This window comes from Kribbella sp. NPDC048915 (assembly GCF_040649595.1).
Taxonomy (GTDB): domain Bacteria; phylum Actinomycetota; class Actinomycetes; order Propionibacteriales; family Kribbellaceae; genus Kribbella.
The window spans coordinates 53704-67856 of sequence record NZ_JBEZFT010000017.1 but is presented as its reverse complement, the minus strand read 5'-3'; the positions used below and the strand labels follow the sequence as shown (position 1 = coordinate 67856).

The 14153-nt window shown below is 69.6% G+C and carries 15 protein-coding genes; 10 read left to right on the top strand and 5 right to left on the bottom strand.

What is annotated here, in order from left to right; genetic code table 11:
• Positions 1-60 precede the first annotated feature (60 nt).
• From AB0B82_RS12190 to AB0B82_RS12160, 7 genes are all read left to right on the top strand, one after another.
• Positions 61-1713, top strand: coding sequence for a protein kinase family protein (locus AB0B82_RS12190; RefSeq protein WP_360165684.1), 1653 nt, complete (start codon positions 61-63; stop codon positions 1711-1713).
• Positions 1710-2444 (top strand): RNA polymerase sigma factor SigM, encoded by a 735-nt coding sequence (gene sigM, locus AB0B82_RS12185; RefSeq protein WP_360165681.1) that lies wholly within the window; start codon positions 1710-1712, stop codon positions 2442-2444. Before AB0B82_RS12190 ends, sigM begins: the two co-directional genes overlap by 4 nt.
• 114 nt (positions 2445-2558) lie before the next feature.
• Positions 2559-3320 carry a hypothetical protein gene (locus AB0B82_RS12180; protein ID WP_360165678.1) on the top strand — a complete coding sequence of 254 codons (762 nt, stop codon included), beginning with the start codon at positions 2559-2561 and terminating at the stop codon, positions 3318-3320.
• Positions 3321-3480: 160 nt separating this feature from the next.
• The gene (trxB, locus tag AB0B82_RS12175; protein WP_360165675.1) at positions 3481-4470 is read left to right on the top strand and encodes a thioredoxin-disulfide reductase; all 990 of its coding nucleotides are present in this window, start codon (positions 3481-3483) and stop codon (positions 4468-4470) included.
• Positions 4471-4534: 64 nt separating this feature from the next.
• Positions 4535-4864: a thioredoxin gene (trxA, locus tag AB0B82_RS12170; protein WP_360165672.1), complete on the top strand. Its 330-nt coding sequence runs from the start codon at positions 4535-4537 to the stop codon at positions 4862-4864.
• Positions 4865-4907: 43 nt separating this feature from the next.
• On the top strand, positions 4908-6032 hold the full coding sequence (locus AB0B82_RS12165; RefSeq protein WP_360165669.1) for an N-acetylmuramoyl-L-alanine amidase: 1125 nt from the start codon (positions 4908-4910) through the stop codon (positions 6030-6032).
• Between the two features lie 48 nt (positions 6033-6080).
• Positions 6081-7052, top strand: coding sequence for a DUF6528 family protein (locus AB0B82_RS12160; RefSeq protein WP_360165666.1), 972 nt, complete (start codon positions 6081-6083; stop codon positions 7050-7052).
• On the opposite strand, the gene AB0B82_RS12155 is transcribed toward AB0B82_RS12160, so the two are convergent.
• The gene (locus tag AB0B82_RS12155) at positions 7043-9172 is read right to left on the bottom strand and encodes an MMPL family transporter (protein WP_360165663.1); all 2130 of its coding nucleotides are present in this window, start codon (positions 9170-9172) and stop codon (positions 7043-7045) included. The two genes, AB0B82_RS12160 and AB0B82_RS12155, sit on opposite strands and share 10 nt — an antisense overlap.
• 73 nt (positions 9173-9245) lie before the next feature.
• Between AB0B82_RS12155 and AB0B82_RS12150 the strand changes: the two genes are divergently transcribed.
• The gene (locus AB0B82_RS12150; protein WP_360165660.1) at positions 9246-9572 is read left to right on the top strand and encodes a helix-turn-helix transcriptional regulator; all 327 of its coding nucleotides are present in this window, start codon (positions 9246-9248) and stop codon (positions 9570-9572) included.
• Here the strand turns inward: AB0B82_RS12150 and AB0B82_RS12145 are convergent.
• The 4 genes from AB0B82_RS12145 to AB0B82_RS12130 are packed head-to-tail and all read right to left on the bottom strand — an operon-like array spanning position 9552 to position 11567.
• Complete coding sequence (locus AB0B82_RS12145) at positions 9552-10190, bottom strand: permease prefix domain 1-containing protein (protein WP_360165658.1); 639 nt, start codon at positions 10188-10190, stop codon at positions 9552-9554. The two genes, AB0B82_RS12150 and AB0B82_RS12145, sit on opposite strands and share 21 nt — an antisense overlap.
• Before the next feature lie 29 nt (positions 10191-10219).
• The gene (locus AB0B82_RS12140) at positions 10220-10612 is read right to left on the bottom strand and encodes a DUF2784 domain-containing protein (protein WP_360165655.1); all 393 of its coding nucleotides are present in this window, start codon (positions 10610-10612) and stop codon (positions 10220-10222) included.
• A gap of 2 nt (positions 10613-10614) precedes the next feature.
• On the bottom strand, positions 10615-11265 hold the full coding sequence (locus AB0B82_RS12135) for a GNAT family N-acetyltransferase (protein WP_360165653.1): 651 nt from the start codon (positions 11263-11265) through the stop codon (positions 10615-10617).
• A gap of 44 nt (positions 11266-11309) precedes the next feature.
• Positions 11310-11567 (bottom strand): hypothetical protein, encoded by a 258-nt coding sequence (locus AB0B82_RS12130; protein ID WP_360165650.1) that lies wholly within the window; start codon positions 11565-11567, stop codon positions 11310-11312.
• Positions 11568-11758: 191 nt separating this feature from the next.
• Here AB0B82_RS12130 and AB0B82_RS12125 point away from each other — a divergent pair, with 191 nt between their 5' ends.
• The gene (locus AB0B82_RS12125) at positions 11759-13069 is read left to right on the top strand and encodes a PLP-dependent aminotransferase family protein (protein ID WP_360165647.1); all 1311 of its coding nucleotides are present in this window, start codon (positions 11759-11761) and stop codon (positions 13067-13069) included.
• Between the two features lie 134 nt (positions 13070-13203).
• Complete coding sequence (locus AB0B82_RS12120; RefSeq protein ID WP_360165645.1) at positions 13204-14151, top strand: D-alanine--D-alanine ligase; 948 nt, start codon at positions 13204-13206, stop codon at positions 14149-14151.
• Positions 14152-14153 lie beyond the last annotated feature (2 nt).

The following is a 14153-nucleotide window of genomic DNA, read 5'->3' as shown; positions in this document are numbered from 1 at the left end:
GGGCACTAACATGGGGCCTGCGATCAGGCCGCCAGGGCACCGAGGAGGGCGAAGAACACCGTGTCGAACCAGACCGTGAGCCCAGGTGCCCTCCTGGCCGGGCGCTACCGGATCGCCGAACTGCTCGCGGAGATCGACGGTGCGAGGATCTGGCGCGCCGTGGACGAAGTGCTCAGCCGTGCGGTCGTCGTGGACGTCCTGCCGGTCGGCGACCCGCGGACCAATCTGCTCTTCGACGCCGCCCGGCGCGCTGCCGCGGCGAACGACCCGCGCTTCCTGCGGGTGCTCGACTGTGACATCCACGACGGCGTGACGTACTGCGTGCGCGAGTGGGCGGGCGGCCGGACGCTGGAGCGGATGCTCGCGAGCGGGCCGCTCACCGGCCAGCAGGCCGGCTGGCTGGCCCGTGAAGTCTCCGAAGCCCTCGAGAACCTGCACCGCACCGGCTACGCGCACGGGGCGATCAGCCCGGCGACCGTCGTGGTCACCGATGCGGGCGCGATCAAGGTCGTCGGCGTGTCCACCGAGGCCGCGCTGCGCTCCTCCGGCGCCGGCTCGCCGGAGGAGGACGTCCGCTCGCTCGGTCAACTGCTCTACGCCTCGCTGACCGGCCGGTGGCCCGGTCCGGCGCCCGCCTGGGGTCTGCAGCCCGCGCCGGTCGAGCACGGCCGGCTGTTGAGTCCGCGTCAGGTGCGCGCCGGCGTACCGCGGTCGCTCGACGACATCAGCGACCGGCTGCTCGGTGACCCGCCGCGGCACCACGCGCCGCCGATCACCAGCGCGGCCGGTCTGTCCGCGGCGCTGTCCGGAGTGGTCGGCAGCTCGCACGAGCCGCCGAACCAGATGGACGAGACCGTTCAGATCGCCCAGCAGAACGGCAGCATCGACGACGCCACCCAGGTCGTCCCGCAACCTCCGCCGCCCGCCATCGACCCGACGCCGCGGCCGACGTACGAGGCGTCGAACGGGTACGCCACGGCACCGGCGTACAACCCGGGGGCCGAGACCCGCCCGGTCCGCCGCCAGCCCCCGCCCTCGAACGGGAACGGCCGGCGCCGGCACGACGAGCCGAAGCCGAAGGGCGGCTGGGGCGGCCGGATCCTGATCCTGCTCGCGGTCCTTGCGCTGCTGTCGGTGGTCGCGATGGCGCAGTTCCTGCTCAAGGGCGCGATGACCAACGACCAGGACGCCGGCGCGGACGGTGGCACGCAGAGCAGCGCCCCGCCGCAGACCAGCACCAAGCCGTCGAGTGGTGGCGTGGCCAAGATCGTCCGCGCGAAGGACTTCGACCCGGAGCCGGACGGCAACGGCAACGAGCACCCGGAGGACGTCAAGAACACGTTCGACGGCAAGGCCGGCACGACCTGGACGACGATGTCGTACAGCCGGGCGAACCTGGGCGGCCAGAAGCCGGGCGTCGGCATCTACTACGACCTCGGCGCGCCGACCCCGGTGTCCAAGGTGTCGGTGACGCTGCAGGGCGACGGCACCAGCCTGCAGATCCTGGTGCCGAAGAGCGACGGGTCCGCGCCGGGCCAGGTGAGCGGCTGGAAGGTCGTCGCCGAACAGGAGGACCAGCCGGAGGGTACGGTGACCTTGACCCCCACGGCCGGGACCGAGACGCAGTACGTGCTCGTCTGGCTGACGAAGCTGCCGAAGGAAGACGGAGGCAAGTACCGGGGCACGATCTCGGAGGTCTCGATCCAGAAATGACCGCTCACGTGGACTCGGGCAACCCGCCGCCGCGCCCGGAGGTCCCGCGCATCGGCGCGGACGCTCCGGCGGCGGACGCGGCTGCCCGGGCGGGCGGTACGACGAGCTACGACCAGCTCGACGACCACGAACTGCTCCGCCTGCACGTCGCCGGGAATCCGGACACCTTCGGGTACCTGGTCAAGCGGCACCGGGACCGGATGTGGGCGGTCGCGATCCGCACGCTCGGTGAGCCGGAGGAGGCCGCTGACGCGCTGCAGGAGGCCTTCATCTCCGCCTTCCGCCGGGCGGACTCGTTCCGCGGCGACGCGAAGGTCACCACGTGGCTGCACCGCATCGTCGTGAACGCCTGTCTGGACCGGATCCGGCGCCGTCAGGTGCGCGCCGCCGATCCGCTGCCCGAGGACGAGGACCGCGCCGCCGAGCTGGCCGGCCCGTCCGAGGACGATCCGGCCGAGGTGCGCGAGCGCCGGCTGGACGTACTGAACGCGCTGAAGCAGATCAACTCCGACCAGCGCGCGGCCTTGGTCCTGGTCGACATGGAGGGGTACTCGATCGAGGAAGCGGCCGCGATCTTGGACTGCGCCCCGGGTACGGTGAAGTCACGGTGTGCGCGCGGGCGCGCCAAGTTGCTGCCGCTGCTGCGGCACTGGCAGACGTCCCGGCAGTCCGGCGTACCGGCGGACAGTGCCGACGACAAGACGGCCCCGGAAACGGTGGGAACCGAATGAGCGACTCCCCCGTCGAAGCGAAGTCGCCTGCCTCTGGCGACCGGACGTTGACGCCTTCGACCGGAGCTTGTTTATGACCACGCCGCGTACCTCCTGTGGGGAGGCGAGCCTTCGATGACCGATCCCGGTCTGCCGACCAGTGAGCACCTCGAGCACCTGGACACCGACACGATCGCCGACCTGATCGAGAATCTGCTGCCCGCGACCGAGGCCCATCGCGCTCGTGAGCATGTGAAGGCATGCCCCGAGTGCCAGCAGACGTACGACGCGCTGCTGCAGTTGTCCGAGGACCTCGCCGAAGAGGGCCGGGCCGACATCCCGATGCCGACGGCTGTCGCCGAGCACCTGGACGCGGTGATCGTGTCCGAGTCGGTACTGCGTGCCTCGACGGTCGGTGTGCACTCGCTGGCCCAGATCCGCGAGGAGCCGCGACGGCACCTGCCGAGGCTGCTCCCGGCCGCGGCCGGTGTGGTGCTGGTCGCCGCGCTCGGCGTCGGTGTGGTCGTCGCCACCAAGGACCAGGCGAACGACAACACCGCCGCGACGGACGCCAACACACCGCCGGCCGATGTCGTCACGGTCACCAGCCAGAACCTCGGTTCGGCCACGAAGCGCTGGCTGGACCACGCGCCGAACGGCATCCTGCACGGTTCGGCCGACGAGCAGGCGTGCGCCCGGTCGTTCGCGGCCGGCCAGGCGAACTCGAAGGTCCGGCTGGTCCAGCCCGCCAAGGTCGACGGCCGGCGGGCCACGATCATCGGGCTGCAGGGCGGTACGCCGAGCGAGATCCACGTGTTCGCGGTGAACGGCTGTAGCGCGCCCGGTGGCGTGGCCAGCACGTTCTACGAGACCACCGTCACGCTGCGCAACCGCTAAGTCCGCGTCCGGCTCGTCGGGGCCTTGGCGTGCCCGGCGATGGGTACCGTAAAGGACACGGCACGGACCGGGCCGCACCCACCGCCGACGCTCGGGAATGAGCGGCCTCTAGGATCCGTTGAGTACGACGTCACTGTCTCGACGAACGAGGAACGCCTGAATGAGCGACTCCAGCACGATTCGCAACGTCATCATCGTCGGCTCCGGACCGGCCGGTTACACCGCCGCCGTCTACGCCGCACGCGCAGCGCTGGAGCCGCTGGTGTTCGAAGGCTCGGTCACCGCCGGTGGCGCGCTGATGAACACCACCGAGGTGGAGAACTACCCCGGCTTCTCGCAGGGCATCATGGGCCCGGCGCTGATGGACGAGATGCGCACCCAGGCCGAGCGCTTCGGCGCCGAGCTGGTCGCGGACGACGTGGTGAAGGTGGATCTGACCGGCGAGATCAAGGTCGTCACCGACTCCGCGGGCACCGAGCACCGCGCGAAGGCCGTGATCCTGGCGATGGGGTCCGGCTACCGCAAGCTCGGTCTGCCCGACGAGGACCGGCTGTCCGGCCACGGCGTGTCCTGGTGTGCGACCTGTGACGGCTTCTTCTTCCGTGAGCAGGAGATCGCGGTCGTCGGCGGTGGCGATTCCGCCGTCGAGGAGGCGACGTTCCTGACCAAGTTCGCGAAGAAGGTGCACCTGGTGCACCGCCGCGACGAGCTGCGCGCCTCGAAGATCATGGCCGCCCGCGCGTTCGCGAACGAGAAGATCGAGTTCCACTGGAACTCCGAGGTCGCCACGATCCACGGCGAGGACAAGCTCACCCACCTGACGCTGCGCGACACCGTCACCGGCGCGACCCGCGAGCTGCCGGTCACCGGCCTGTTCATCGCGATCGGTCACGACCCGCGATCGGAGCTGGTCAAGGGTCAGGTTGACCTGGACGCCGAGGGGTACGTGCTGGTCAAGCCGAACAGCACCGAGACCAATCTGCCGGGCGTCTTCGCGGCCGGTGACCTGGTCGACCACACCTACCGGCAGGCGATCACCGCGGCCGGCACCGGCTGTGCGGCGGCCCTGGACGCCGAGCGCTTCCTGGCCACGCTGGAGGACGCGGCGACCGCCGCTGCCGCCCAGGCCGGCCAGCCCGTCACCGTCTGACCCTGTCCCCAGACACCTGAACCTGCCCCCGAACCTGACCTCACCAGCTGAAGGAGATACGCCCGTGGGCGAGAAGATGCAGCCTGTCACCGACGCCGAGTTCGAGCAGACGGTGCTGAAGAGCGACAAGCCGGTCCTGGTCGATTTCTGGGCCGAGTGGTGTGGCCCGTGCCGCCAGGTGTCCCCCATCCTGGAGGAGCTGAACCAGGACCACGGGGACAAGATCACGTTCCTGAAGATGAACGTGGACGAGAACCCGGTCACCCCGAGCAACTACCGCGTTACAGGTATCCCTACCATCAACGTCTACGTGAACGGTGAGCTGGCCAAGTCCATCGTCGGCGCCAAGCCGAAGGCGGCGCTGCTCAAGGAGCTGGCCGACTTCACTGGCTGAACGCAGGACAACCCCCGTCCGCCACGGTTAGAGGAGCCAGTTGATGGAAGCCCCCCACGGCGTGTACCGGATCGGCGACAGCGGTGAAGCTGTCGCCGAGATCGTCGGAAAGCTACAGCGGCTCGGGCTGCTGAGCGGCGGTCATGACGTCTACGACGAAGCGACCGCGCACGCCGTTCGGGGCTTCCAGCAGCAACGTGGGCTGATGATCGACGGCATCGTCGGCCCGCAGACGTACCGGGCGCTGGAGGACGCGCGCTGGCGGCTGGGCGACCGGTTGCTGACGTACGTCCCGGCGAACCCGATGAGCGGCGACGACGTGCTGAGCCTGCAGGCGAAACTGCAGGAGCTCGGGTTCGCGGTCGCCCGGATCGACGGGATCTTCGGTGCGGACACGCAGCGCGCCGTCACCGAGTTCCAGCGCAACATGGGTCTGCCGGCCGACGGCACCTGCGGCCCGTCGACGTTCAAAGCGCTGGAGCGGATCCGCCCGATGGCGACCGGCGGCCGTCCCGACGCACTGCGCGCCCGGGAAGCCGTCCGCGCCGCCGGCCCGCGGCTGTCCGGCAAGACCGTGGTCATCGACCCCGGCCACGGCGGCTTCGACTACGGCTGGGAGGGCAACGGCCTGCGCGAGTCCGACATCGCCTACGACCTCGCCGCCCGGATCGAGGGCCGCCTGGGCGCCACGGGCGTCCGTGCATATCTGTCCCGGGGCCGCGACCAGGGCCCGGACGAGCTGGCCCGCGCCGCGTTCGCCAACGAGACCGACGCGAACCTCTGCGTCTCGTTGCACACCGACGGCTCGATGAACCCCGAGGCGCAGGGAGTCGCGACGTACTACTACGGCAACGACCTGCACGGCGCCTCCTCGAGCGTCGGCGAGCAGTTTGCGGGGTTGGTGCAACGTGAGATCGTCGCCCGCACCGACCTGCTGAACTGCCGTACCCACGCCAAGACCTGGGATCTGCTGCGCCGCACCAAGATGCCCGCGGTGCGACTCGAGATCGGCTACGTGACGAATCCGCACGACGCCGCCCGGCTCGCCGACCCGGACTTCCGCGACGTGATCGCGGAGGCGATCGTGGTCGCCATCCAGCGTGTGTACCTGCCGCCGGAGCAGGACGCCGCCACCGGCATGCTCGCCTTCGGGCAACTCACCGTCTGAGTGGTCAGCTAGTAACCACTCGCCTACCCTAGGTGGTGACATTCCAACATGGGGGTGGCTATGATCCGCTGGCTCGGTGTTCCCGGAGTCGTTTTTGGTGTCCTGGCAGCTCTGCTGCTGCCATCGTCGGTCGCGCAGGCCGCCGGTCCGCCGGACGGTGGTCGGCTGATCGCGCTGACCGATCAGGATTACGACAACCGGCCCGCGGCCCGGATCAGGGTGATGGACCCGGTCGTCGCCGACTGGAATTCTCCAGCCGCCCAGAAGTGGGCCTGGGCCCCCACGAGCAGCAACGGATTCGGCGATCTGACGAATGCCTGGGGATTGCCGACCGACGCGAAACTGCGTCAGCAGAACGGGAAGCACGTTGTCCTGGTCACGGACTCACGCGGTCTGGCGGCCGTGGTCAGCTACCCGTCCGGACGGCGCATCTGGGGTGCCGACGTTGGCGCACCCAACAACCCGCACAGCATCGAGCTGCTCCCGGACGGGAACGTCGCGGTCGCGGCGAGCACCGGCGGTTTCATCCGCATCTACACGGCCTCACAGGGTACGGCGTCGTACGTCACCTACCCGCTGCATGACGCGCACGGTGTGCAGTGGGATCCCGCGCGTCAACTGCTGTGGGTGCTCGGCAACAACACGCTGGCCGGGCTGAAGATCGGTGGCACGCCGGCCGAGCCGGTGATCACCGAAGGTCCGGTGATCACGTTGCCGACCGGCAGTGGCCACGACCTGAGTCCGGCGCTGGACAACCCGGACCGGCTGTGGGTCTCGACCGGCTCGAAGGTCTACCAGGTCAGCAAGTCTACGCACGAGGTCGTCACCACGCTCGACCTGGCGGCCATCAAGAGCATGGGCAGTACGCCGACCGGTCGCCAGGTGTGGACGACGCCGAAGGCGGGGTGCCGCACCACGTGGTGCACCGACACGGTGAACTTCGCCGTACCCGAGGGGACGCGGGCCTTGTCAGGAGCGGAGATCTACAAGGCCCGCATCTGGAGCTCGCGTTACGAGTGATCCTCGAGCTTGATCCTCGGAAGGACACGCTCCAGCCCGCGCGGCAGCCACCACGCCCGGTTGCCGAGCAGCCGCATCACCGCGGGCACGATGACGCAGCGGATCAGCACCGCGTCGAGCAGTACGGCGGTGGCCAGGCCGAGACCGAACTGCTTCAGCATCCGGTCCGGGCTGAGCAGGAACGCACCGAACACCACGATCATGATCGCTGCCGCCGCGGTGATCACACTGCCCGTCGTCGCCAGGCCTTCGCGAACCGCGGCCCGCGCGTCGCCGGTACGGCGCCACTCCTCGTGGATCCGGGACACCAGGAACACCTCGTAGTCCATCGAGAGCCCGAACACGATCGCGAAGATCATCACCGGGACGAACGCCTCGATCGGCCCGGGCTGCGCACCGAACCAGCCTTCCTGGAACACCAGCGTGATCGCGCCGAGCGAGGCGCCGATGCTGAGCAGGTTGAGGACGGCGGCCTTCAACGGGATCAACACCGACCGGAACACCGCCATCAGCAGCAACGCGGACAGTCCGACGACCACGAGGACGAAGATCGGGAGCCGCTTGCTCACCGCCGAGGCGAAGTCGTCCGCGGCCGCCGTCGATCCACCGATCAGGTAGGTCGCACCGGTCTGCGACTCCAGCGCCGGCAACGTGTCGGTCCGCAGCCGCTTGACGAGATCGCTGGTCTCCGCGTCCTGCGGCGCCGACTTCGGGAACGCGAGTACGGTCGCGACCTTGCCGTCCGGGGTCAGCTGCGGCGGCGTCACCGCGGCGATCCCGGGATCGCCGGCCAGTGTCTGACCGAGCGCCTGCGCCGCGGCCTGATTGCCCTCCGACACCACAACCAGCGGTCCGTTGAACCCAGGGCCGAACCCTTCCGCGAGCAGGTCGTACGCCTTGCGGCTCGTCTTCTCCGGATTGTCCGTGCCGGCGTCCGCGAAGCCGAGCCGCATGTCGAGCGCAGGCAGCGACAACGCGAGCAACGCCACGACGCCGAGGATCAGCGGCAGCCACGGCCGTCGCTGCACCGCACTCGCCAGCCGGCGCCAACCGTCGCCTGACGTACGCCGCTGCTTCGCGGCGTGCTTGCGGACACTCCGCTCGATCCGCTTGCCGAACAAGGTCAGCAGCGCCGGCAGCAAGGTGATCGCGGCGAGCATCGTCATCAGGACGGTCAGCGTGACGCCGAGCGCGACGCCCTGCAGCGAGCCGAGGCCCAAGGCCAGCAGGCCGAGCAGCGCGATCACCACCGTGCACCCGGCGAAGATGACGGACCGACCCGCGGTGTCCAGAGCGACCACGTGGGGATCCGCCGTACCCTGCAACAACTCGTGGCGGTAGCGGGAGAAGATCAGCAACGCGTAGTCGATGCCGACGCCGAGTCCGACCAGCATCATCACCGCCGACGTGTAGTCGGCGATCGTGAACAGATGCGAGGCGAGCATCAGCAGTGCGACCGTACTGCCGACCGCGAACACGGCGGTCAGCAGCGGAAGTGTTGCCGCGAGCAACGATCCGAACAGGAAGACCAGGATCACCAGTGCGGCCAGGATGCCGGCACCCTCGGAAGCACCACCGGAACTCTCCGCTGCGCTCCGCGCGAGATCGCCGCCGACCTCGACCTGAAGCCCTGGACCCGCGAACTCCCGCGCGCGGTCGATGATCGTCCGCACGTCCTCCACCGGCATGTCCGCCGCCCCGACATCGAGGCCGACCGTCGCGTACGCCGTTCGTCGATCTGTCGACATTGCGCCCGGCGACGCGTACGGGTCGGCGACCGAGGCCACATGCGGAAGCTCACGGACCGCCGCGAGCATCGAGGCGACCTGGGACTTCTGTGCCTGCAGACCGCCGTCGGCGCGGACCACCACCTGGAGCGACGCCGTGTCGCCCTGCGGCTGATGCGCCTGGAGGATGTCCGTCACCCGCTGGGAGTCGGTGCCCGGGAGCGAGTTGTCGTTCTTGTAGTCGGCACCGATCGCGGTGGCCGCGGCGGTGACCGCGGCCAGGACCAGTACCCACAGCAGCAGCGCCAGGCCGGCGTGGCGCATCGCCCACCCCGAAACCCGGTGCAGCAGACCGGCCCGGGTCGCCGGGCGGATCGGTGTGTCCACACTCATCGCAGTTCCTCAATAAGTAGATCGGCTACATGTCGCCTCTCGACATTAACAGCTCCATGAGTAGACTGGCTACGTGAAGGCGGATGCGCTGCGTGGACACCTGGACCCGATGATCCTGGCCGTCGTCGAGCCTGAGCCGCTGCACGGCTACGCGATCATGGAGGCGTTGCTGGAGCGCAGCGGAGGCGAGCTCGACCTGCCGACCGGCACGCTGTATCCGGCGCTGCGGCGGCTGGAGCGGGCCGGCTATCTCGCCAGCGAGTGGAGTACGGTCGGCGGCCGCAAGCGCCGTACCTACCAGCTGACCAGTGCCGGCGCGAAGGTGCTTGCCGCCGGCAAGCAGGAGTGGCTGACCTTCCGGACGGTGGTCGAAGGGGTGCTACGCCCGGGCGAGGCGTAGCCCGCGGGTCGCCTGCTGGGCGACCAGCACCAGCGGCAGCAGGACGAAACCGCTCACCACGGTGACGGCGAGCAGCACGTTCGGGTACGGACTGGTCAGCCCCATCACGAGGCTGATCGCGCCGATCACCGATGCGTTCGTCAACGCGAAGATCGTCGTCACGCGCGTCACGTGCTCGCGCACCACCGGGTACCGCATCCCGACGCCGGCCGCGACGACAGCAAGCACCGCGCCCGCGATCGCCAGCGTGCCGACGTACCGCACCAGCAACTGGAGGCCGTCGTTCAACGCGCTCGGGTCGTCCGGTCCGCTGTTCCAGCTCCACGCGCCCTGCCGCCACACGATCGGCTGGATGATCAGCGCGGCGAAGAGCAAGATCGCCGTCCGGCGGCTCTGACTGACCGCGAGATCCGCGCGGTAGCCCGGCGCCACGTCCTCAACCGCGCCGAAATCGGCCACGGCGTGCTGTTCGGCGGCGTGCCGGTCCAGGCCGTCCGCCTCGAACGCTTCCGCGGCGTCGGTCAGGTGGTCACGCGCCTCGGCCAGCAGATCCGCCTTGCGGCGCCGAGGCCCTCGAAGTTCCTTGCTCAGGGCAGCCAGGTACTCGTCGATGGGCACACCACCAGTATGCGAAGTGCGGGTCCGGCTCACGTCCGGGGAGTCACTGACTCACCCCTGAGCTTGGCCCGGCGCCGCCTCCGGACGACGAAGAACCCGGCGTAGCCGATCAGGACGAGCGCGAAGCCGACCTTCTCCGCCACGGGTGTCCCGCCCTCGGGCCAGATGGTGCCGTCCAGGTAGTGGTTGATGTATCCACCTTCGTACGGCACCTCGCCGGCGCGGCGCAGGAAGTACTTCTCCACGCCGGTGAACGGGCAGTCGTAGTCGATCACCACGATCGCGAGGTTCCACACGACGATGGCGAGATGCACCCAGATCAGTGCGAACCACTTCCAGGCGAGGAACGCGCCGATCACGAAGAACAGCAGGAAGGCGGCGTGCAGGACGAACATCGCCTCGGCCAGGAAACGCCACCCCATCGCTACGGCCCCGTTCGTAACGCGTCCCGAACCGTCGCCGGCGTCGGCGGTACGGGCTCCGGGCGGATCGCGCCCATCAGCCGCTCGACGGCGGCCTCCATCTCGCTGCGCCAGGTGATCGCCGAGCGTAGATCCAGCCGGAGCCGGGGATTGCGCGGGTGCTCACGCACCACCCCGAAGCCCACCGCGCGCAGGAACTCGGTCGGCCAGACACACCCCGGACCGTCCCAGCGCGAGTCGCCGAACGCCTCGACAGCGCGGAAGCCGCGCTTCAGCACGTCCTTTGCGACCGCCTGCACCAGGATCTTTCCGAGCCCGAGCCCCAGGTAACGCGGCAGGATCCGCCCGGTCGCGAGGACGACCGCGTCCGGGCTGACCGGTGCGGTCGGGAACGCCTGGATCCGGGGCAGGTACGTCGCGGGGGCGTAGATCGCGAACCCGGCCGGCTCGTCGTCGACGTACAGCACGATGCCGGCGGTGCCCCAGTCGAGCAGCACCTGCGAAAGCCAGGCTTCCTTCTCCAGCCCGGTGTCACCGGTCCGCGAGGCCTGCCGCGCCGCCACGGGATCAAGCTCCCAGAACACGCAGTCACGGCAGGGCACCGGCAACTCGTCCAGGTTGGCGAGCGTCAGCGGTTCCAGCCGTCGGGCCATCAAGCCATCCGTTCAGCGCTTCGTGCCGTCAGATTCACGATCCGTCAGCGGTTCGCCGGCTCGGCTGCCGGTGCTGCCGGGTCTGCTGCCGGGTCTGCTGCCGGGTCTGCTGCTGGGTCTCCTGCCGGTGCTGGGGGTGGCGCCGGGGTTCTGGCGTCCGGGGTGCTGGTCGCCTCGGGAGCGACGTACCGCTGCTGGATCTTCGGTGCCGGCTGTCGCCGGAAGAGCTCGCCGGCGAACCCGGCCAGCACACCCAGTGCCAGGCCGGCGAGCGTCCAGCCGGCTGTCCTGCCCACGCTCATCCTGAATCCGCCTTCCGTTCCACCACTCAGGCCGCACCGCACCGGCCGCTGTCTCAAAGCCAGATTCCGGCATGGTCGAACCTGCCCCTATAAGGCATGGTAGTGAGAGGTCACGCCGATCCCCAGTCCCGACCGGGGTCTGTCGACGTAACCTGGTGACTTCCCCCTCGATCACCGTTGGAGTGGCCCTCGTGAGTGCTGACGTGCCCGATGTCCGGCAGACCCGTCTCGACAACTACGTCGAGGCGTACGCAGCCCGGACCAAGGGCATGACCGCCTCCGAGATCCGGGCCCTGTTCTCGGTCGCCAGCCGGCCGGAGGTGGTCTCGCTCGCCGGCGGGATGCCGAACATCGGCGGCCTGCCGCTCGACGTGGTCGGCAGCGCGGTGCGCGACCTGGTGACCGACAACGGCCCGACCGCGATGCAGTACGGCTCCGGCCAAGGCGATCCGACGCTCCGCGAGCAGATCTGCGACATCATGCGGCTCGAGGGCATCGAAGCCCATCCGGATGACGTCGTGGTCACGGTCGGCAGCCAGCAGGCCGTCGACCTGGTGACGCGGGTGTTCTGCGACCCGGGCGACGTGGTGATCTGCGAGGCGCCGTCGTACGTCGGTGCGCTCGGCGTGTTCCGGGCGTACCAGTGTGAGGTCGTTCACGTCGCGATGGACAACGACGGTGTTGTGCCGGAGGCGCTGGAGCAGGCGATCGCCTCGGTTCGCGCGGCCGGAAAGCGGATCAAGTTCTTCTACACGATCCCGAACTTCCACAACCCCGCCGGGGTTTCACTGTCCGACGAGCGGCGCGCCCGGGTGCTGGAGATCTGCCAGCGCTCCCAACTGCTGGTGCTGGAGGACAACCCGTACGGTCTGCTCGGGTTCGAGGGTGAGCCGCAGCGGGCGCTGCGCGCGGCGGATCGCGAAGGCGTCATTTACCTCGGCTCGTTCTCGAAGACGTTCGCGCCCGGGTTCCGGGTCGGGTGGGCGGTCGCGCCGCACGCCGTCCGCGAGAAGCTCGTGCTGGCGCAGGAGTCCGCGACGCTGTGTCCCCCGACGTTCAGTCAACTGGCCATTTCGTCGTACCTGGTGCGGCACGACTGGAAGGGGCAGGTGAAGCAGTTCCGTGAGATGTACCGCGAGCGCCGCGACGCGATGCTCGCGGCGTTGACCGAAAAGATGCCAGCGGCAACCACCTGGACGCGGCCGCGGGGTGGGTTCTACGTGTGGCTGACGTTGCCGGAAGGCCTTGATGCCAAGGCGATGCTGCCGCGGGCGGTGACCGCGCGGGTCGCGTACGTGCCCGGGACGGCGTTCTTCGCGGACGGTTTCGGGTCCCAGTGCATGCGGCTGTCGTACTGTCATCCGACACCGGAGCGGATCACCGAAGGGGTCGGCCGGCTCGCCGCGGTGATCCATGAGGAGCTCGAGCTCCGGGAGACCTTCGGCCCGCTGCCGCCCGGCGCCGGCCGCGAGTACGACGCTCCGGGGCCGGAGCTGTCCTGACGTCGAGTTCGCAAAGGTTGCGCAAGGGACCTGCGGGCGGCCGGAGGTCTCCGACGCGGTAGAGGTACCGTTCGAGTGGGCCTCGGGACCGGCGAGGGTGCCGGAGTCGCCCACGAGTGATCGGGATATTTGTGATGAGTGATCTGGGTCGAGTGCTGGTACTGGCAGGCGGGCTGTCGCACGAACGCGACGTCTCGTTGCGGTCCGGCCGCCGAGTGGCGGATGCCCTGCGCAGTGTCGGTGTCGAGGTCGAGCAGCGTGACGTCGACGCCTCCCTGGTCGATCGGCTGCGGAACGATCCCCCGGACGCGGTGTTCCCGGTGCTGCACGGTGTCACCGGTGAGGACGGCGCTCTCCGCCAGGTCCTCGACCTGTACCGCGTCCCGTACGTCGGCGCCGACGCGGCCGCGTGCCGTACGGCGTTCGACAAGCCGGTCGCCGCGACGGTTGTCGGCGGTGCGGGACTGCACACCCCGGCGTCGGTCGTCCTCGGGCACGACACGTTCCGCGAGCTCGGCGCCGCGGCGTTGATGGAGGCCGTGGTCCAGCAGGTCGGGCTTCCACTGGTCGTGAAGCCGGCCCGCGGCGGATCCGCACTTGGCGCGTCGATCGTACGGTCGGCCGAGGAGCTGCCGTCGGCGATGGTGAACTGCTACGCGTACGGCCCGGTCGCGCTGATCGAGCAGTACATCGACGGCACCGAGGTGGCCGTCACGGTGGTCGACACCGGCGACGGTCCGCGGGCGCTGCCGGCGGTGGAGATCCGTCCGGATTCGGGGTTCTACGACTACGAGGCCCGGTACACCGCCGGCGCGACACAGTTCGTCGTACCTGCTCGACTGGCCACGGAGGCCGCCGAGGCGTGTGCCGCGGCCGCGGTCGAGGCGCATCAGGCGCTTGGTCTGCGGGACCTGTCCCGGACCGATCTCGTCGTGGACTCGGCCGGGGTGCCGTGGTTCCTCGAGGTGAACGTGGCGCCGGGGATGACCGAGACATCGCTCGTTCCGCTGGCTGCGGAAGCGGCCGGGATCGAACTCGGCGTACTCTGCCGCGATCTGCTGGCTGCGGCCGCCGCGCGCTGACT